Source organism: Rhodococcus sp. P1Y (genome assembly GCF_003641205.1).
In the GTDB taxonomy this organism is placed as follows: Bacteria; Actinomycetota; Actinomycetes; order Mycobacteriales; family Mycobacteriaceae; genus Rhodococcoides.
This window is the reverse complement of the sequence record NZ_CP032762.1, coordinates 2,500,462-2,518,248: the sequence shown is the minus strand read 5'-3', so window position 1 is coordinate 2,518,248 and position 17,787 is coordinate 2,500,462. Positions and strand designations below refer to the sequence as shown.

17 protein-coding genes are annotated in these 17,787 nt (G+C 62.5%); 5 read left to right on the top strand and 12 right to left on the bottom strand.

From position 1 onward, the window contains the following. Positions 1-30: 30 nt before the first annotated feature. Complete coding sequence (locus D8W71_RS11830; RefSeq protein WP_121113707.1) at positions 31-1,302, bottom strand: Rieske 2Fe-2S domain-containing protein; 1,272 nt, start codon at positions 1,300-1,302, stop codon at positions 31-33. A gap of 255 nt (positions 1,303-1,557) precedes the next feature. On the opposite strand from D8W71_RS11830, the gene D8W71_RS11825 reads away from it, so the two are divergent. Together D8W71_RS11825 and D8W71_RS11820 are read left to right on the top strand one after the other, a co-directional pair. Continuing rightward, positions 1,558-2,553 carry an NAD(P)/FAD-dependent oxidoreductase gene (locus D8W71_RS11825; RefSeq protein ID WP_121113705.1) on the top strand — a complete coding sequence of 332 codons (996 nt, stop codon included), beginning with the start codon at positions 1,558-1,560 and terminating at the stop codon, positions 2,551-2,553. Between the two features lie 28 nt (positions 2,554-2,581). Continuing rightward, on the top strand, positions 2,582-2,917 hold the full coding sequence (locus tag D8W71_RS11820) for an indolepyruvate ferredoxin oxidoreductase subunit alpha (protein ID WP_121113703.1): 336 nt from the start codon (positions 2,582-2,584) through the stop codon (positions 2,915-2,917). Here D8W71_RS11820 and D8W71_RS11815 read toward each other — a convergent pair. From D8W71_RS11815 to D8W71_RS11795, 6 genes are all read right to left on the bottom strand, one after another. Next, positions 2,907-3,497: a TetR/AcrR family transcriptional regulator gene (locus D8W71_RS11815; protein ID WP_121113701.1), complete on the bottom strand. Its 591-nt coding sequence runs from the start codon at positions 3,495-3,497 to the stop codon at positions 2,907-2,909. The genes D8W71_RS11820 and D8W71_RS11815 overlap by 11 nt on opposite strands. 35 nt (positions 3,498-3,532) lie before the next feature. After that, the gene (locus D8W71_RS28175; RefSeq protein ID WP_442972047.1) at positions 3,533-4,378 is read right to left on the bottom strand and encodes an aldehyde dehydrogenase family protein; all 846 of its coding nucleotides are present in this window, start codon (positions 4,376-4,378) and stop codon (positions 3,533-3,535) included. Further along, entirely contained in the window at positions 4,260-5,057 is a 798-nt protein-coding gene (locus D8W71_RS28170; protein WP_442972029.1) for an aldehyde dehydrogenase family protein, read from the bottom strand. The genes D8W71_RS28175 and D8W71_RS28170 overlap by 119 nt, the downstream gene beginning before the upstream one ends. An 80-nt stretch (positions 5,058-5,137) precedes the next feature. Next, a complete protein-coding gene (locus D8W71_RS28250; protein WP_161965455.1) occupies positions 5,138-7,252 on the bottom strand; it encodes a Bcr/CflA family efflux MFS transporter in 2,115 nt (704 codons plus the stop codon). Next, positions 7,245-7,814, bottom strand: a complete 570-nt coding sequence (locus tag D8W71_RS11800) for a hypothetical protein (RefSeq protein ID WP_121113699.1) — start codon at positions 7,812-7,814, stop codon at positions 7,245-7,247. Before D8W71_RS11800 ends, D8W71_RS28250 begins: the two co-directional genes overlap by 8 nt. Continuing rightward, positions 7,805-9,742 carry a primary-amine oxidase gene (locus tag D8W71_RS11795; protein WP_161965454.1) on the bottom strand — a complete coding sequence of 646 codons (1,938 nt, stop codon included), beginning with the start codon at positions 9,740-9,742 and terminating at the stop codon, positions 7,805-7,807. The genes D8W71_RS11800 and D8W71_RS11795 overlap by 10 nt, the downstream gene beginning before the upstream one ends. A gap of 333 nt (positions 9,743-10,075) precedes the next feature. Between D8W71_RS11795 and D8W71_RS11790 the strand changes: the two genes are divergently transcribed. Further along, positions 10,076-12,055 carry a GMC family oxidoreductase N-terminal domain-containing protein gene (locus D8W71_RS11790; protein ID WP_153275370.1) on the top strand — a complete coding sequence of 660 codons (1,980 nt, stop codon included), beginning with the start codon at positions 10,076-10,078 and terminating at the stop codon, positions 12,053-12,055. Between the two features lie 118 nt (positions 12,056-12,173). Here D8W71_RS11790 and D8W71_RS11785 read toward each other — a convergent pair whose 3' ends face one another. The 4 genes from D8W71_RS11785 to D8W71_RS11770 form a co-directional block, all read right to left on the bottom strand. Next, positions 12,174-13,010, bottom strand: a complete 837-nt coding sequence (locus tag D8W71_RS11785; protein WP_236077847.1) for an alpha/beta fold hydrolase — start codon at positions 13,008-13,010, stop codon at positions 12,174-12,176. Positions 13,011-13,014: 4 nt separating this feature from the next. Then, positions 13,015-14,463: an APC family permease gene (locus D8W71_RS11780; protein WP_121113691.1), complete on the bottom strand. Its 1,449-nt coding sequence runs from the start codon at positions 14,461-14,463 to the stop codon at positions 13,015-13,017. Positions 14,464-14,943: 480 nt separating this feature from the next. Next, on the bottom strand, positions 14,944-15,396 hold the full coding sequence (locus D8W71_RS11775; protein WP_121113689.1) for a lipocalin-like domain-containing protein: 453 nt from the start codon (positions 15,394-15,396) through the stop codon (positions 14,944-14,946). 166 nt (positions 15,397-15,562) lie between these two features. Further along, the gene (locus tag D8W71_RS11770) at positions 15,563-16,129 is read right to left on the bottom strand and encodes a hypothetical protein (protein WP_121113687.1); all 567 of its coding nucleotides are present in this window, start codon (positions 16,127-16,129) and stop codon (positions 15,563-15,565) included. A gap of 246 nt (positions 16,130-16,375) precedes the next feature. Here D8W71_RS11770 and D8W71_RS11765 point away from each other — a divergent pair, with 246 nt between their 5' ends. Beyond that, complete coding sequence (locus D8W71_RS11765) at positions 16,376-16,723, top strand: hypothetical protein (protein ID WP_121113685.1); 348 nt, start codon at positions 16,376-16,378, stop codon at positions 16,721-16,723. Positions 16,724-16,749: 26 nt separating this feature from the next. Here the strand turns inward: D8W71_RS11765 and D8W71_RS11760 are convergent, their stop codons facing one another. Next, on the bottom strand, positions 16,750-17,166 hold the full coding sequence (locus tag D8W71_RS11760; RefSeq protein WP_236077846.1) for an ABC transporter permease: 417 nt from the start codon (positions 17,164-17,166) through the stop codon (positions 16,750-16,752). Between the two features lie 161 nt (positions 17,167-17,327). On the opposite strand from D8W71_RS11760, the gene arr reads away from it, so the two are divergent. Then, entirely contained in the window at positions 17,328-17,756 is a 429-nt protein-coding gene (gene arr / locus D8W71_RS11755; RefSeq protein WP_121113683.1) for an NAD(+)--rifampin ADP-ribosyltransferase, read from the top strand. Positions 17,757-17,787 lie beyond the last annotated feature (31 nt).

Here is a 17,787-nt window from a genome sequence, read left to right as displayed (position 1 = left end):
CTTCGGTCGAGCTCGGATCAGAGGATGAGATCAGTTCGGGGTCGGTACGTCGATGCCCTGTTCGGCCAAGGCATCGATGCGGTCCTCTGTCGTGTCCTCGGCGAGCTTGCGCCACTGCAGCAGCGAGTCGTCCGGCCGGTACAGCTTCTCCGGCGGCGCATCGGTCACCTCGACCATCCACTTGTCCTGGCTCGAGAACTGACCGTGGAACAGCCACCGGACCGCTCCGAGATACTTGAAGTAGAAGGGGATGGTCTTCCACCCCTTCTGGAAGTCCGCCATCACTCCTACGTAGAGGTGGTTGTCCTCGTCGACCGGCACGTAGAACTCGTAGTGAATGAAGGTGGGGTAGGCAATCCGCAGAACGCCCGGCATACTCACCGACGCGAAACCTGGGAACTCCTGTGCCGCAATCACTTCGTTCACCTCACGGTGCGAACCGGTGTTGCCGATGTTCGTGGTGGTCTTCGGCGGATTGCTCTTGAACCAGGCCTTACCGGTCCACTTGCCGAGCCCGGGGAAGTCCGCATCCCAGAACTGTTCCAGCTGGACTCGGTAGATCCAGCGACCTCGCTTGACGATCTTGGTGGTGTTCCACACCGGCATGGCCTTGAACAGTCGCCACAGCGCCGTTCGGTGCAGGTATTTCGCGTGCCCCTCGTCGTAACCGTTCTCGCAGGCGAAGCGCCAGTTACCTTCTCGCGGCATGATCCGCGAACCGATCACGGCCGCGTTGCTGACGAGTTCCTCGGGCAGCTGCTCGTCGATGGGGTGTGGCTCTTCACCGTCGCCGACGAAAATCCACACCATTCCCAGTCGTTCCTCGACGTGGTAGGTCGGTTGGGTGACCTTGCCGCAGATCGGCGACTTGGGACCATCGGTGATTGCGGCCTTGAGGTCGCCGCTCTCGAGGTCGAAGGTCCAGCCGTGGTAGACACACGAGATCGTGCCGGGAAACTGCTTGTTTCCGTAACTCAGCGGCACTCCGCGGTGGGGGCACCGGTTGGCCATTCCTCGAACGACGCCGCGGTCGCGGATGACGAAGATGTCCTCACCGAGCAGCTTGACCCGTACGGGACGCTCGCCGACCTTGGACGAGAACACCACGGGGTACCAGTAGCCTCGGAAGCCTGCTCCGGCTGCCTGATACAGGGGCCAACTCGACCAGTCCTGCCTGCCGGGCAGGTTGCCGTCCTTCTTCTTCTGGGCCGGCGTCTTCACTCGGTCCGCTTCTTTCGGCGGTTGCGCGACGGTAGGGCGCGATACCGTCGACGCCGCGCGGGGTTCCAGCGTCTCGCTCATAGGTGCTCTCCAGGTGCAGTTCACTCGTATCGTGGGAAGCGATCGACTTCTCGTCTGATCGCTCCGAGTCGGCACAGCACATCACTGCGCTGCGGACACCACAATCGAAGCGGTCCGCCTACCGGAATTTGTCTCCGCACCCGGCGTCCTCGGTCGAAGAAGACCTCCCTGTTCCGCTCAGCGGTCCAATCCACGTGATGTATCCGACGGTGGCTCCTACTGTCCGTTGGACACAACGAACTCGAAGGAGACCCGATGACCATTCAGCCCTCGGTCGTCACGACCGACGTCGCCATCGTCGGCGCTGGCCCGACCGGACTCTACGGCGCGTATTACGCCGGCTTTCGCGGGCTGGAGACCGTAGTCATCGACGCACTCCCCCAAGCGGGCGGGCAGGTGATGGCCCTGTACCCGGAGAAGCAGATTCGAGACGTGGCCGCCCTGCCGTCGATCCGGGGCCGTGATTTCGTCGCCAATCTCGTCGAACAGGCAGGTGCCTTCTCGCCGACCTACCTGCTCGGCCGCCAGGCAATCGAGCTCACTCACGAAGACGGCCTGCCGGTCTTGACACTCGACGACGGCACAATCGTTCGTGCCGGTGCCGTGGTGCTGACGGCCGGTATCGGTACCCCGACGCCACGGGCGATGGAGACCGGTAGCGAATGGCTCGGATCTGCGCTCTCCTACTTCGTCACCGATCCCACCGTTCATGCCGACCAGGATGTAGTCATCGTCGGTGGTGGCGACTCCGCGCTCGACTGGGCCGATGCTCTGGCTTCGATCGCCCGATCGGTCACCCTGGTCCACCGCCGAGCCACGTTCCGAGGTCATGCCGCGACTCTCGACCGCGTCCGTTCGGGCAAGGTCGCGATCCACACGGACACGGAAGTCCTTGCTCTGCTGGGCGATCTGGAAACGGGGTCTCTGTCGAAGGTGTCGCTGCGGGCGAAGAGCGGCGAGGAAACCGTCGTCGCGGCCGATCATGTGATCGCTGCTCTCGGCTTCATCAGCAATCTCGGCCCGATCCGCGAGTGGAACCTCGAACTGCGGGGTCGTTCCATCGCAGTGGACCGTTCGGGGCGAACCAATCTGCCGCGCGTCTACGCCGCCGGTGACGTGACCGACTACGACGGAAAGGTCAAGCTCATGTCGGTCGGATTCGGAGAGGTTGCAACCGCGATGAACCATGTTGCGGTCGACCTCGACCCCGACCTCGTGCTCTTCCCCGGACATTCGACCGACGGCGCTTGAGCGCCGCACTACAGCAGGAGGAACAACTATGTCGTACGTCATCGGAATCAATTGCATCGATCAGCTCGATCGGTCGTGCATCGAAGTGTGTCCTGTGGACTGCATCTACATCGGCGACCGCCGCAGCTACATCAACCCCAACGAGTGCATCGACTGCGGCGCATGCGAAGTGGAGTGCCCGGTCGACGCGGTCTTCGTAGACCGAAAGGCGCGCAAGGATCCCGAGCTCGCAGAATTCGTCGCGGATTCGATCGCTTTCTTCAATGAGCCGTTGCCAGGACGAAGCGAAGCGATCGGCGATCCCGGCGGATCTCAGAAATTGGGGCCGTTGGGAGTCGACACCGAATTCACGGCTAATCACTGATCGATCGGCTCGTCGCCAGGCGTCTGAGGACCTCTCGCAGCTGCTCCAGCAGCTGCGAGGTTCTGGCGTCGTCGGAGAACACCATATGCTGCATCACCAGTCCATCCAGCGCCGAGAACACCAGCTCGGAGATGCTGCCGTCGGGGTCGGGCACGCCGGCATTGTCGAGCGTGTTTCGGACTTGAGCCGCGTATCTCCGGTACAGCCCACGGACATTTTCGATCGGTAGGTTACCGCGGACGGCCTGAGTGGTCTCGTCGTATTGAAGCAACTGGCGTTTACGCGAAGTATTCAATGTTGGAACAAGATTGGAGGCGAACTCGTCGATCGAGTTCGCCTCCAGTCCTACTTCGTCCGAATCCTGCGTCGCCGCGCGACGAAATGCCTCGATCAGCAACTGCTCTCGGGTGCCGAAATGATGCCGGACCAATCCGTGCGCCATACCGACACGGGCTGCCACTGCTCGGTAGGTGACAGCCTGCACACCCGTCTCGCCGGCGATATCGATGGCTGCATCCAGCAGACGATCTCTGGTGGACTGATCGGATTCATGTTCCGTCGAGTCGTCGGCAACGTTCATACCCACAGCAAATCACGCCACCGACGACCGCGTCGCTACTGCCCGGCCAATCCCCACAGCGGTGGCCGATCGCCTCCGAGATCGATGTTGACCGACTTGACTGCGGAGTACTCACGCAGCGTCTCGAACGACAACTCACGTCCGAACCCACTGTCACCCCGGCCGCCCATCGGCATCCCGGGCGGCAGATCGAACCATCGGTTCACCCACACGATTCCTGCGTCCAATTGATCTGCGAACTGGTGTGCGCGGCGCAGGTTCTGTGTCCACACTCCGGCCGCCAAGCCGTACGGCGATGCGTTTGCGCGGGCAATCGCTTCCTCGTCGGTTCGGTATCGTTCCGCGACGGTGACCGGACCGAAAACCTCGGTTCGCACGATCGTGGCCTGGCCCTTCGGGTCGGCCAGCAGGACCGGCCGATGATAGAAACCGCCGCGCAGGGAGTCGTCGAGGTCCAGAGGTTCGTCTCCGACGACTACGGAGACCCCCTCCGCGCGCGCCCGTTCTACGTGCCCGCTGACCAGTTCGAGTTGACGACTCGACACGAGCGGCCCCATCTCGCTGCTCGGATCCGTCGCATCGCCCACCTTGATCTTCCGTGCCACGGCAGCGAACCGCTCGACGAATTCGTCGTGAATCTCGTCGTGCAGAAGAAGACGTGAGGCCGCGATGCAGGCCTGTCCGTTCGCAAGATAGATCCCCATGAGCGCGTCTTGAACCGCGAGGTCGAGGTCTGCGTCGGCAGCGACGATCATCGGCCCCTTACCGCCGAGCTCCATCAAACTCGGCCGCAATGTGCGGGCCGCAGATCCGAGAATTGCTCGCGCGGTTTCCGGTCCGCCGGTGAACGTGATCTTGGCTACATCGGGGTGCGAGACCAACGCCGCTCCGGTCTCGGGGCCGAGACCGGTCACGATGTTCAACACACCCGCCGGCAGTAGGTCCCCGATCAACCGGGTGAACTGCGAGAATGCTCGCAGACGCGTACTCCGAGGGCTTGACGACCACGGTGTTGCCGGCGGCGAGTGCGGGTGCCACCTTGTTGGCGAAGGTGATCAACGGCGAATTCCACGAGATGATCGCCGCGACCACGCCGAGGGGTTCACGCTTGGTGTAGAGCAGGGTATCGGCGTTCGCCAGCGGAATCTGCTCGCCGTTGAAGGCGCGGATGACGCCGGCGTAGAATCTGAAAATTGCTGCTACCGTAGGGATGTCGGCAATACCTGCTTCGCGGACCGGTCGTCCGTTCTCGGTCGCCAGCAAGGCGCCGAACCGTTCGCCGTCGGACTCGAAGCGATCCGCGATCGACAGCAGGATTGCCTGTCGCTGATCCTGCGTCGTCCTGCGCCACTGGCCGAAGGCACGGACGGCGGCCGACACGGCAGACTGCGCATCCGCGGCCGTTCCCTGCGGCAGGACAGCCCAGGCACTACCGACACTGGGGTCGATCGCGTCGAAGGTGCTGCGGCCACTGACCCAGTCGCCACCGATGAACTGCTGATACTCCCCACTGGGGACGAAAGCCGCGCGTGCGGTTTCCGAGAGGCGAATCGACGACATTGTTCTCCTTCTGACGTGACACGTTGTGAGTGCAACCCGCTCCCGGAGTTCGATACACGGAAAAGGGTTGTCCCGGTTTACTACTGGAAGGAAGCGCTCACCGATCCGAGGCCGCTCAGGGTTGCCGTGACCGACTGCCCTGCTGCGACCGCACGCATCGGACCCAGAGCTCCGGACAGAACGACCTGCCCAGCACGCAGAGGGCGGCCGAGATCGCTCGCGGTCTGCGCCAGCCACACCACGGCCGCAACCGGATCGCCGAGGCAGGCGGCACCTGTGCCCTCGGACACCTGAGATCCATCGATGGACATGGTCATCGCTACCTCGGTGAGGTCCAGATCCCCGAGGGGCACTTTCCGCTCACCGAGTACGTACGCGCCTGCCGACGCATTGTCGGCCACGGTGTCTGCAAAACTGATGTCCCAATTGGTGATTCGGCTGCCACAGACCTCCAGTGCGGCGACCACGTAGTCCGTGGCACGCCTGACACGATCTGCATCGAGGGGCCCGTCGGCCAGGTCTTCGCGCAGCACGAAGGCGATCTCGGCCTCGACACGCGGCTGCAACACCCGTTCGGTGGAAATGACGGAGTCGGCGCCGTAGGCCATGTCGTCGAACAGCATTCCGAAGTCGGGACGATCGACACCCAATTGCGCCTGAACAGCTTTCGATGTCAAACCGATCTTTCGGCCGACCACTACCGCTCCGGAATCCAGGCGCTGAGTGTTGAGAATTTCCTGTACCGCATAGGCTGCCGTCACGTCGTCGCTCCCGATCAGGTCGCGGACCGGTTGACAGGGCTCGCCGCTGAACGCAGCGTGAGTCAGCCGCTCGGCGGCGGCCTCGATGTTGTTCTGGCTCACAGTCACGACGCAAGCTTCGGACACGAGGGCGTCACCGGCAACAACCGCGTCTCGCTCAGCGGTCCTCGACGATGGCGTGGTGCCGACGAGAACCAGCACCAACGCTGCCGACGCCGCGAAGGCCATCATCGATGCCACTGCGAGGGCATCGTTGCCGAGCAGGCCGACGACGGGGGCAGCTGCCGCCGCGAACGCGAACTGGACTCCGCCGATCAAGGCCGACGCAGTACCGGCCACGGAACCGTAGCCGGCCAGTGCTTGCGCCGGGGCGTTCGGCAGCACCGAGCCCATCACGGCCAGCATCAGCAGCACCGGCACCGCGAACCCAGCCAACCCTCCGGCACCTGTCGCGGCCAGGATCACGAACACGACAGCCACGACGGCGCCGATCAGCAGCGCGAAGACCAGAACGGTTCGCGTTGTCCATCGACGAAGGACGACGACGTTGAGCTGCGACGCTCCGATCAACACGACAGCGCCTACCGCGAAGGCGATTCCGAACTGTTGTGGTGTGAGGCCGAAGCTTCCTTGCAGGACGAACGGCGATGCCGAGATGTACGAGAACATCACCACCCGGCCCAGGCCGCACACGAGCACCATCGAGACGAAGGCTCGATCCGTGCCGAGGTGGGCATAATTTCGCAGTACGGTGCGCGCACCGTTCTGCTGCCGGGCAGCAGGGGGCAATGTCTCGGGCATCGCGAACACCCCGATCGCGACAGCCGTCAACCCCAGAACTGCGAGAACCACGAAGATGACGCGCCACGTCGAGAGGTCGACGACCAGGCCGCCGATCGACGGTGCCAGGATCGGGGCCACACCCATCACCAACATCAGCCGAGACATCATGACCGCAGCCGCGTTGCCCTGGTAGAGATCTCGTACCACGGCCATGGCCAGGACGGCCCCGGCTGCACCTCCGAAACCTTGCACTACCCGAAGTACGGCCAGCACCTCGATCCCCGGTGCGACTACGCACCCGAGCGAGGCAGCAACGTGCAGCAGCGACGCCACGATCAGTGGACGCCGCCTACCGAGCGCGTCCGACATCGGACCGATCACCAGTTGGCCGACGGCGAACCCGATCAGAGTGCCGGTCAGGGTGAACTGCACCGCCGTCTCCGATATGGCGAATTCGGTTGCGATGACCGGAAAAGCCGACAGGTACATGTCGACGGTGAACGGGCCGAGCGCGGTGAGGGCACCGAGCATCACGACCAACCGGAGACGTCCCCGACCCGACGGTGCCGTCGCCGCGGACGCGGAAACTCCGGCGCCGTCGGCGCCGGAGTTTCCGCTGTCGCGCTCGGTCGCGGCGATGAATTCACTCACCGCTGGTACGCAATGCACGCACCGCTGCGCCCACTGCCAACAGGACCTGAACAGCTGCGAGGAACAACCCGGCCTGCATCAACAGCTCGAGCTGCCCTCCGGACACGACACTGCCGGAGCCTGCCATGTCCATCGCCCCGTGACCCACGGTCCCGTGACTCATCGACCCGTGACCCATCGAGCCCTGACCCATCGCCGCGTGATCCATTGCAGGACCCTCAGTCGCCATGTGGTTCGAGTGGCCCAGCGACGCCGACGTCAAAGCCCAGTGCGCAGCGAGCATGGCAACTCCGAACCCTGCGGTCACCGCGTAATCACGAACTCGGTGGCTATTGCCCTTCCCGCACGTGAACGCAACGCACAGGCTGGACAGCACGAGCATCGGCACGACCATGACGAGCATCGACGTTCCCGTGACGACAAGCAGAACGACGTGCACCACAAGGCACAGAATCGCAACAGCGGGGAGAGCTGTATCGACGAGATCGGTTCTGCTCTCGCTCCGTTCGCGTCCTACCGGCGCGTTCACGACAGACGAGGCCGGCCCCGCTGTCAGTGACATGACGGGCCGTCCGGCTGGTCGTCCGCAGTTTTCTCGCCGTGTGCAGTCGACGAGGCCGGCACGTCCAATGCCGGGTTCTCGTCGAAGAAGTTGACCGGCAGCAGATGAAATCCCACGACCTCGGTCGGCATGACCGGCCAGTCCTCGGCGCGCGGGATGTGTGTCACTCCCAAGGTGTGCCACAGCACCACGTCCGTGTTGTCGGTCGCGCGGTTTTCCGCAGTCCAACGGGGAAGACCGTCACCGGACCGGCTCTGGTTCGGGAAGTCACCCGAGGGGCGCATTTCTGCGGGCGAGTACGGCGTCACCCACATGTTGCGGGTGGCGAAGCCGGCTCGCTTGGCAATCAGTGACGGAGCCTGCGCCAGCATGGTCGCCGACGACCAACCGGGCAGGAACTTGTAACTGACCGGATTGCCCCACGCGTTCTGCTTGGAGGTGTTCATGACCGACCAGCTGCGAGACGACTGCGGGTTGGTGTGGTCGTCTCCGGTCAATTCACGGTCGATAACCGTTCGGTTGACACCGATTGCGTTGCCGTAGGGATTCTCCGGGCCGACCGGCACGCCGTAGGCATCGTTCTGAACGACAGTGTTCTGCCACCCGTCGATTTCGGGATCGAGCCGGAACGAGAACAGATGCTGGTGGTAGCTGGACACGAGGTTCTTGGCGATGCGGGTGCCGTGCGCAGAAGTCTCGCCCTCTTCGACGGAGCGGGTCTGCACGATACCGAGCAGCTTGACCTCCATTTGAATGGACGCGTCCTGGTAGAAGTTCCAGTAAAAGCCGTAGTGGTAGTTACCGACTGTTGCGATGAAGCTGACGACCAGGCGGCGTGAGCGACGTACGTCGACCTTGCCGGTCATCCAGTCGGTGTGCTTCCACAGAATGCCCGCGTCCTCTTCGTGGATGCAGATCGCGTTCTCGATAGTGGTCGGCTCACCGTTCTCGCCGGCGTTCTCCGCGTCCAGGTAAACGATTTCACCGAGGCAGTCACAGCCGAGTCGCAACGAGTTGGCAAGCTTTCCGAGTCCGAACTCGCCAGCATCGAATGCGCTGCGCCAGAAGTGCTCCTTGGAGGGATCGCCGTAGGGCACGACCATCTCTCCCAGAGACGCGCGGTGCAAGACCGAGCGGTAGTTGTCGCCATCGAGGTATTCCACCGCGTGGAGGACCAGCCCCTCGAGCGGATGCCAGTTGATCCGGAAGCGCCACTTTTGCCAAGTGAGTTCGCGGCCGTCGATCTTGAAGCCGACACCCTCGGGCTGAGTGATGACGAGCGGGGCGACGTCCGAGCGCATCGGCTGGTTCGCGTCCGCCGTGTAGTTGGCCTGCTCGACGTTCATCGGCCGCACGCCGAAGTCGTGGACGTCGACCACCTTCAGCGTCACCAGGTCGACCACAGCGATGACACCTTCGATGGGGTGCGCGTACCCGTTGTCGTCGGCGAAATCGCGGTAGTACGAGACCGAGCCTGCCAGGCGTCGACCGTCGACCGGGTAATCGAGCACACCGGGGACAGCCATGTTGCCGACACCCCACGGATCGATCTGAACCTTGTCCATGTCGGTGATGCCGCGCAGCGCCAGCGCCTCGACGTAACGTGGATCCTGTTTGATCAGGTCCGGAGCGAGGTCGAACTCCTCGAGCAGGACGGGTGCCGCACCGTCGGTGATCACCGAAGACGAGACAACCGCGTCGGCATCGAGATCGACGACGACATCGTGCGTCGCACCGGACGCGCGATCGACCAGCAAGACCCTTGCGCGACGTGCGATCTCGTGACCTTCACGGAGCAGTCGCTTGTCCGGCTCGTCGGTGTAGACCGCGGCGAACCCCGGCCTTTCCGCGATGGCCTCACGACGAACGACATCTGCGACGCGGCGAAACTCGTCGGATGTCAGGGAATCGAAGAGGGGATGACGCACGGGTGTTCCTTTCATAGCATTCGTCTGGTCGGGATCTTGATTCGCCAGCGTGTGCTTCACACACAACCAGCGCGCGGTCGAGCGCGCAGCTCTATGTTTTGCTCAGCGGTCCTCGAAACATTCGGGCATCTCTTTCGCGAGCTCCGCACGGGCCTTCGCCGCACGCAGTAACGCGGGAATTTGTCCGATCACCCTGCACGAGTTCGTTCACCGATACGCATACCGATTGTGCCTACCTCGGACTGCACCGAGTGGTTCGCTCACCGAGACCGCGGAGACCTGCGATCGACAACTGAGGTGAACACTGGCGCATTCTTACCCAAAGGAGTTCTGGTGCCTGTCGATTCCGCACAACCATCCTGGAACCGCCGTATCTTGGCCGCACTCTGCGACACCTTGGTTCCGCGAATCTCGCCGCCCGATTCGGCTTCGATCGACGAACAAGTGTTTTGGAGCACGAGTGCCTCCGATCTTGCCGTCGACCAGATTCTCGACTCCGTCCTTCCCCTCTGGGCCCCCCACGTGAAGATCCTCGTAGCACGGGCATTGGACGGTCTGTCGGAATCGTTCGCGGACAACCCCCCGGACCGCCGCGCCGAGCAATGGCTGACGGTGCTTGCCGACCCGTCGACTCGTCCTGGCGCTCTGATACTGCAGAGCACGGTGTTGGCAATGTTCTACACCGCGCCGGACGAGGCGTCGCAGAACCTGACGTGGCCGGCACTCGGCTTCCCCGGTCCGCTGCTCGAACCGCCGACTGCAGTGCAGTTTCCGAAGACTTTGAAACTGGCCGAGCTATCCGAACACGGGTCGACCACAATGCAGGTCGACGCGGTGGTCGTAGGTTCCGGTGCGGGCGGCGGCGTTGCTGCGGCACGTCTTGCGGCCGCGGGCATGAAGGTACTCGTCCTGGAGAAGGGGGCTTACCGGAACGAGCCCGATCTGCCGCAATTGGAGGCGTTGTCGTTTCCGAATCTGTATCTCGGCGGTGGCTTCGTCTGGTCCACCGATGCCAGCGTCGGCCTGTTGGCCGGCTCGACTGTCGGAGGCGGAACCACGGTCAACTCCATGGCATGTCTCGAGACACCCGAGTACGTACTGGCGGAATGGGCCGAGGAAGGCATGGAGGGCGCGTCCTCGAACGAGTTCGGCCCCCACATCGAAACGGTGATGCAGCGGATAAACGCTGTTCCCTCGAATACCGTTCACAACAGCGTCAACCGTATTCTCAATCGTGGCCTCGACGCTGCCGGTCTCAACCGAAACACCCTTGCACGCAACGCCAAAGATGATGACGACCGCTTCTGCGGCGAGTGCAATGCCGGTTGCCTCGTGGGATGCAAACAATCCACGATGAAAACCTTCCTTCAGGATGCCAGCGACTCGGGTGCCGAGTTGCTGCCCAACTGCGACGTACGCGAAATCGTTCACGCCGACGGTCGCGCCGTCGGCGTCCGTGCGGTTGTGAGTACTGCCGACGGAGACCGCGACGTAGTCGTCGAGGCACCGATCGTCGTCGTCGCCGCGGGCGCACTCGCCTCACCCGTCCTGCTGCTCCGTTCCGGGCTGGGCGGACCGAGCGTTGGTCGCAACCTGCACGTTCACCCCTCGTACTTCGTGAGCGGAGTGTACGACGAGGTCGTGAAGGGTTGGGCCGGACAGATTCTCACCAGTGTCAGTCATGACTTCGAGCACGTGGAAGGCAAACACGGATTCGTCGTGGAAGCCGCTCCCATGGGTCTCGGCTTCTGGACAGGTCTCACACCATGGCACTCCGGTGAGCAACACAAGAGAGAGCAGTTGCGCCTCGAGCACGTCTCCGGAGTCTGGGGCTTCGTTCGAGATCACGGTTCTGGACGCGTGGAGTGCGATGCAGACGGAATGCCTGTCGTCACGTGGGGTCTGGACGATCCAGTCGACTTGGCAGTCGTCCGTCGTTCGCATCAGGAACTCGCCCGCATTCTCCGGGCTTCAGGGGCAAAGGAGATCTTCACATTTCTACCGTCCGACCCTCGCTGGCGTCAGGGCGATGACTTCGATGCATTTCTCGATACGCTCGGCAGCCTGGAAGCCGCAGACATCCTGACGTTGTCAGCACACCAGAGCGGCTCCTGCTCGACCGGTTCCGACCCCGCGACGTCGGTGGTGAACGGCCGTGGTCGCCTCCACGATTGTTCTGGGGTATACGTCGTGGACGCGAGCGCACTACCCACTGCGCCTGGCGTGAACCCCATGGTGTCGATCGAAGCCTACGCAAGCCGAACCGCGCACTTCATCGTGCAAGAGTGGGATGCGGAGATTCCCCAGGGGTGACCTGAACCGATTCCTCGGAGTGCGGTGGGCGGGCACGTGCTCGCCCACCGACGTAAAGAAGCTGCGAACGCTGATGTGCTCTCCGCACACCAACGTTCGCAGCTTCTTTTGTTTACGGTCAGCGACCCTCGGGCGTGTGCGTATCGAGAAAGCCGATTACAGCGGCGGCAACAGGTGTCGGGAGTTGCTCCAACATGGGAATGGTGCCTCCCTCGACGACCACGATGTCGACCGTCGCTGCACGCACGAGGCTGTCTCGCACGACATCGACATCGGGGAAGGAGAACGGGTCTGCGTCTCCACCGAGGATCAGAACCGGAGCCGTCACCTGACCGATGCGATCTTCCATGACGTACCGCGAACAGGCGATATGCCCCTCAGCCGGATCCACTCCTGGCGCAAGCGCATCGCGTACGAAACGATCGAGTAGGTCCGGACGATTCGGCGGATAGTACGGTTCGCGCTGTCCCCACCACGTCGTGAGGTGGCCACCGTGCAGGTCGATTTCCGCGACATCAACCCCTGGGCCGTCAGCGTGGCCGGCACGATATTCGGACCCGGTGTACGACGGAGACGACAGGATCACCGACTTCACCCGACCCGGTGCGGCACTGGCAACCTCTACCGCGACCACGGCCCCGGTGTGGTGACCCATCACCGAGAAGTGTTCGAGACCCAACGCGTCGGCCAGGTGCAGCACGCCTGACGCGTACTGCTCGATCGTCTGCGGCCCGACGGGCTTGGCTGATTGGCCGAACCCGTACATGTCCATGGCGATGATGCGACGGAACGGCCCGACGAGGGGCATCAACTCAGCGAATTCGTCGCACGAGCGCGGGGTCTGGTGCAGGCAGATCAGCGGGATACCCTCGACTCCCGCTTCTGCGTAGTGCAGTTGTCCGAGCGGGGTATCGACGTAGCCGAAGCGCACGCGTGGTGCGGTGTCGTCGAGCACGGATTCAGTCGACAAGGGTTCGTCCCATATTCGCGTAGGTTTCCTGCCGGTTCTTGCGTGCATACAGCGCAACCCCGATTGCCACCACTATCGTCGCGAGATGCAGCAACGGCAGACCATTGATGATCACCGAATCGGTCCCGGTGATGGCCGGAAAATTGGAGAGCGCGAAATACGTGATTGCTCCGAAACCGATCAGCGCCAGGGCCGGCGCAACCGTTTTACCCCAACCGAATTGACGTTGCCGAGCGAAGAACACCAACACTGCCAGAGATGTCGTGGTGATCAGGACCATCAGACCGACCGCTCCGAAACCGGTCAGCGCGGACGTGAGAGTCGTCAAAGGGTTGAGCCCGGCGACTGCGAAGGCTATGACGACCACCGTCTCGATCACATAACTCGTCGAACCGGCAACCACCGGCGACTGATGGCGCGGATGCAGGGTGCGCATGGGCCGCGGCAAGAAACCATCCCGGCCCAGTGCGAACAGGTACCGTGACGCTGCGTTGTGGAAGGCAAGCACTCCGGCGAAGCAACTCGTCACGATCAACGCCTCGAGTGTTGTCGTCCACGCGGAACCGACGAACTCGTCACTGAGGTCGTAGACGAATGTGCCCGGGCTCGCGGCGGCCGCGGCGGTGGCGCCACTCGAACTGGCCAGGAAGGCCCAGGACGTCAGGACGAAGAAGAAGCCAATGCACCCCATCGAAATGTACGTCGCACGAGGAACGGTGCGTTTCGGATCGCGTGCCTCCTCCGCGTAGATCGCTGTTCCTTCGAAACCCTGGTAGCACGAGAAGGCGAAGATCATCGCGACGCCGATGGCTCCGGGAACGAAAACCTGACTGGGGCTGAACGATTCCAATGGAAGGCTGCCGAATCCGTTTTGCGCGATAATCGCGACGTCGAGCACCAGAATGACCACCAGCTCGACGACGAGGGCAACTCCGAGTACGCCTGCGGCAAGCGTGATCTTGCGATAGCCGAGCAGGAACACGATGACAAGACCCACCAGGGTGTACACCCACCACGGAAGATCGATACCGAAAATCTTGTTGGCACTACCGGCCGCGAAGAAACCCATCGCGCCACTGGTGGCGCATGCCAGTGCGATATAGGCACTTGTAGCAATGTAGGCACCGGCCAAGCCGACAGGCCGTCCCAGACCTCGCACGATGTAGGCGAAGAAGGCTCCGGCGTTCTGCACATAGGGAACCATCCGCGTGAAGCCGACGGCGAACAGGAGCATGATCACCAGCACGAAAACGTACATTCCTGGTGTACCGACACCTACCCCCAATCCGATCGCAAGGGGCAGAATCGCGACCGCGCCTCCGGCGGGCGCAACCGTGGCCATCACCATGAACACGATGTGCGCGACATTCAGGCTCCCCTGCGCGAGCTCGGTCTGCCCCTCAGTCGTGGATGCACTGTTCTGCGTACGTGGCACCATAGATTTCAACTCCTCCTGCGAACACAAAGGACGACGAGCGCCGTCGAATAGCAAACAGTGTGGGGAGATATTCACCTCATCGCCATGCGAAAGGTCCACTCAGCGACACCGAGGCCGACCTCGATCCACCTCGAACCCGCCATGAGCACCCGGTTTCGACGATTTCGAAAATTTCGGACCGTTTGCCAGCGGTTTGCTGACCGGAATTACGCCACCACGGTCACGCCCTCCTCGCTCGGGAGATGTTCACGCGTCAACCGTACGCCCGGCCTTCCGTGGCCCCGCGAATCGCCGCGCACCATCACGCGTCCCCGAATCCGACAAGCAGCCATCCGGGATGCCCTATGACAGGTCAGACCCTTGCCATGTCTTGGATGCACTGTGATGCCGGGAACGATCGGGGTGTGAGTCGAGTCCGCACCTTCCGGCAGGCTTTGGTTCGCGGACGCTTTTCGGATTCTCAGATTGCCGGAGACGGCTTCACTGTTTCCGCGAACAACGCTGCCACTCCAGTTCGACATGGAAGCGGCGTTCGTCCGGCGCGGTTCGCGGTGAACCGATGATGCTCAACCGGTCACCCTCGATTCGGACCGAGCGCTCTTGCGGCGCGCCCTGCCAATCGGTGAACAGTGCGACCTCGATGTGGTGCGTAACGGTGCCGCTGTCCGAGTCCACAGTGAATGGACCGGCGTACGCGATAAACCCCTGGGCCATGTGGACGAGTTGCGCGTCGGATGCTCGCTGCGGATCGGTTGCGCCGCTCCGTGGTCGCTCCATGTTTCCCAGGACAGCCAAGACGATCCCATTCGGGCTGTACGAGAGGTAACCGGCAGCATGCGGTCCGAACTCGGGTCGACGTTCACCGTCGTCGAACACTTCGACGGCACTTTCGAAGGTCCACGCGCCGATCAGATCTTTCTGGGAGAGCGCCATGTCATGCCTCGTTTCGAACGTAGTCGATGCTGAAGTCGGTGGTGCTGATCAGCCGGGCACCGAACCGAGGGATGCACTGACTCTTCCGTGCGAGCAGGCGGCCCGCTGTCCCATCGGTGGTGCCCGGAACTAGCTGTGTCGGCGACGGGCGTTCGTGCCCTCGGCGTCAGGCGTTGACGGACGCTTCGGCGGCGCGAGCCTTGGCGTAGTTGGCGATGCTCTGAGCGTAGTGCGGGGTTTCGAGTTCGCAATGCTGCCCCGAGGCCTTCTGGCGTGCTGCCGCTGCGTCTTCGAAGCTCTGGCCACTGGCGGTGATGAATTCGAGGAATTCCTCGGTGGGGTGGGAGGTGACGGTGTTGATGTAGCGCAGATTGTCACCGTCGAGCTGTTCGATGCCCAGCTCCCAAATCACCTGTGTCGTTGTCCATCCCGCGGCAGAGAAGACGTCGGAGATCGACACCATCTTGCAGTAGTGCTTGCTTGCGACCTCGAAACGGTACTGCTGGATGACCAGGCCGGTGCCGATCATCTCGACGTTGATCGACATCGGGGTGCCGTCGTCGTCGACGGTGTAGCCGGCTGCCTTGTGATCACCGGGGGCACAGCGCTGGTACTCGTGCGTGGGAAGGGTTTTGAGCCACTGCTCGATATCGACGTGCTCGTACGGTGCGGTGACATCAGCTGTGACCACCGCGTGCGAGAGCTGCAGGTCGGGACGGGGAGTTGCACTCATGATGTTCTTCTTTCTTCTGTTGTGCCGGATCCCCGGCGGAACAAGGTGACAAGAAGAACTTTGACGCAGCTCGGGCCCGGATGCATTGAAGGTTTCATGACATGTGCGTTACCGGTTGCGCTACTCGTTCACTACCAGTTGGCCGGTAGTGAACGTCAGGGCAGTTCGTACCATGCGTCCGTGAGAGGATCATGTGATGAGTGCAATTGTATTGGCACGTCACGGGCTTGACATGCGCCGCACATCTTGAAGGCGATCGCTGTCGTCGTGCTCTGCGCCATCGCCTGGGTGTCTTTCACGGGCCTGTCCACATTCGATACGTCCTTGTGGATTGCGTACGCGGTAATGGCCGCGATCGAACTGGTCATGGCCGTCGCGTTGATGTCCACTCGATGGAGGAACAGGCCGGCAGCGATTGTTCTGGCGATGCTGGCCGTGTTCCAAACCGGACAGAGTTACTACAACGAGCAAGTCCGCTACTCGCGGAACGATCCGGTTATTGCACTCGACAATTTCGGGGTACTTCTTCTGTGCGTGCTCGCCGTTGCGTTGATCGCAGTGGGGCTACCTTGGCCGATCCGTCGGCGTTCCTGATGGGCGAGCGCTCTGGCGAACGGTCCTCAGGCTAGCGCGGCCGGACCAACTGTGGGTCGTGGAACAGTTCGCTGAAAGGCCGCGATGATCGATCCGAGGACGGCCATAGGAAGAGCGAAGATAAAGAGACTCGTGTACGAGTCGGCGGTGATACGCAGTACACCGGCGACAAACAAGCTCACGAGAACGGCGACGGCCAACCAGGAAACCCACTTGCGCAGTGCGATCGCCGCCACCACCGGTGGCGACGCGAGCGTTAGACCTACGCCGACAAGTGGCCACACTCCCAGTACGTCGATGGCTCGGTCACTGCACTGGTAGGAGCTGCCCTCGCCGATTTTCGAGCATGACATCGACATGTCGAACATGGTCAACGACGTCGCGTTCCACGCGGTGAGGGCCACCGCGGCAACGGCCAATACCCACCATGCTGATCGCACCATGTCCGCAGCCTAACCCCCGGATGCGGACGAATCAGACCGCACACGCGCCGTTTCAATCCCACTTCACTGTAACTGTGTGATGGGGTCTTGCGGCAAGGCCCCCTGAAGCGTGCACAATCGCTCGGCACATCACTTTCATGAAGGGGTTTTCGATGGCAGACATGGCAGACACACCCCCGCAGTTCCAGGTGCATGAGTCGGGTGCGTATTTCCACGGCACCAAAGCCGACTTGCGGGTTGGGGACTTCCTCACCCCGGGGTATCGCTCCAACTACCGTTCCGAGCTCATCTCGAACAACGTCTACATGACGAAAGTGTTGGACAACGCGGTTCTTGCAGCCGAGATGGCAACCGGGACGGGACGTCCTCGCGTGTACGTCGTCGAACCTGACGGCGACGTCGAAGACGACCCAAATGTCACCGACAAGAAGTTTCCCGGCAACCCGACTCAGTCGTTTCGAAGCCCTCACCCAGTGAAAGTCGCTGGGGAGATCCATGATTGGGTCGGGCACTCCCCCGAGTATCTCCGCGAGTTCCGGGCAGGCCTGGAAGAGCTGCGGCGAACGGGAGCCGACGTCATCTACGACTAGTCCCCCCTCCTGTTCAATCCCTGTGTGCTGT

Excerpts from the sequence above, each read along its gene's own strand:
- D8W71_RS11830 (WP_121113707.1), bottom strand. The coding sequence starts at position 1,302 with ATGAGCGAGACGCTGGAACCCCGCGCGGCGTCGACGGTATCGCGCCCT.
- D8W71_RS11825 (WP_121113705.1), top strand. The coding sequence starts at position 1,558 with ATGACCATTCAGCCCTCGGTCGTCACGACCGACGTCGCCATCGTCGGC.
- D8W71_RS11820 (WP_121113703.1), top strand. The coding sequence starts at position 2,582 with ATGTCGTACGTCATCGGAATCAATTGCATCGATCAGCTCGATCGGTCG.
- D8W71_RS11815 (WP_121113701.1), bottom strand. The coding sequence starts at position 3,497 with ATGAACGTTGCCGACGACTCGACGGAACATGAATCCGATCAGTCCACC.
- D8W71_RS28170 (WP_442972029.1), bottom strand. The coding sequence starts at position 5,057 with ATGTCGTCGATTCGCCTCTCGGAAACCGCACGCGCGGCTTTCGTCCCC.
- D8W71_RS11800 (WP_121113699.1), bottom strand. The coding sequence starts at position 7,814 with ATGTCACTGACAGCGGGGCCGGCCTCGTCTGTCGTGAACGCGCCGGTA.
- D8W71_RS11780 (WP_121113691.1), bottom strand. The coding sequence starts at position 14,463 with ATGGTGCCACGTACGCAGAACAGTGCATCCACGACTGAGGGGCAGACC.
- D8W71_RS11775 (WP_121113689.1), bottom strand. The coding sequence starts at position 15,396 with ATGGCGCTCTCCCAGAAAGATCTGATCGGCGCGTGGACCTTCGAAAGT.
- D8W71_RS11770 (WP_121113687.1), bottom strand. The coding sequence starts at position 16,129 with ATGAGTGCAACTCCCCGTCCCGACCTGCAGCTCTCGCACGCGGTGGTC.
- D8W71_RS11760 (WP_236077846.1), bottom strand. The coding sequence starts at position 17,166 with ATGGTGCGATCAGCATGGTGGGTATTGGCCGTTGCCGCGGTGGCCCTC.
- arr (WP_121113683.1), top strand. The coding sequence starts at position 17,328 with ATGGCAGACACACCCCCGCAGTTCCAGGTGCATGAGTCGGGTGCGTAT.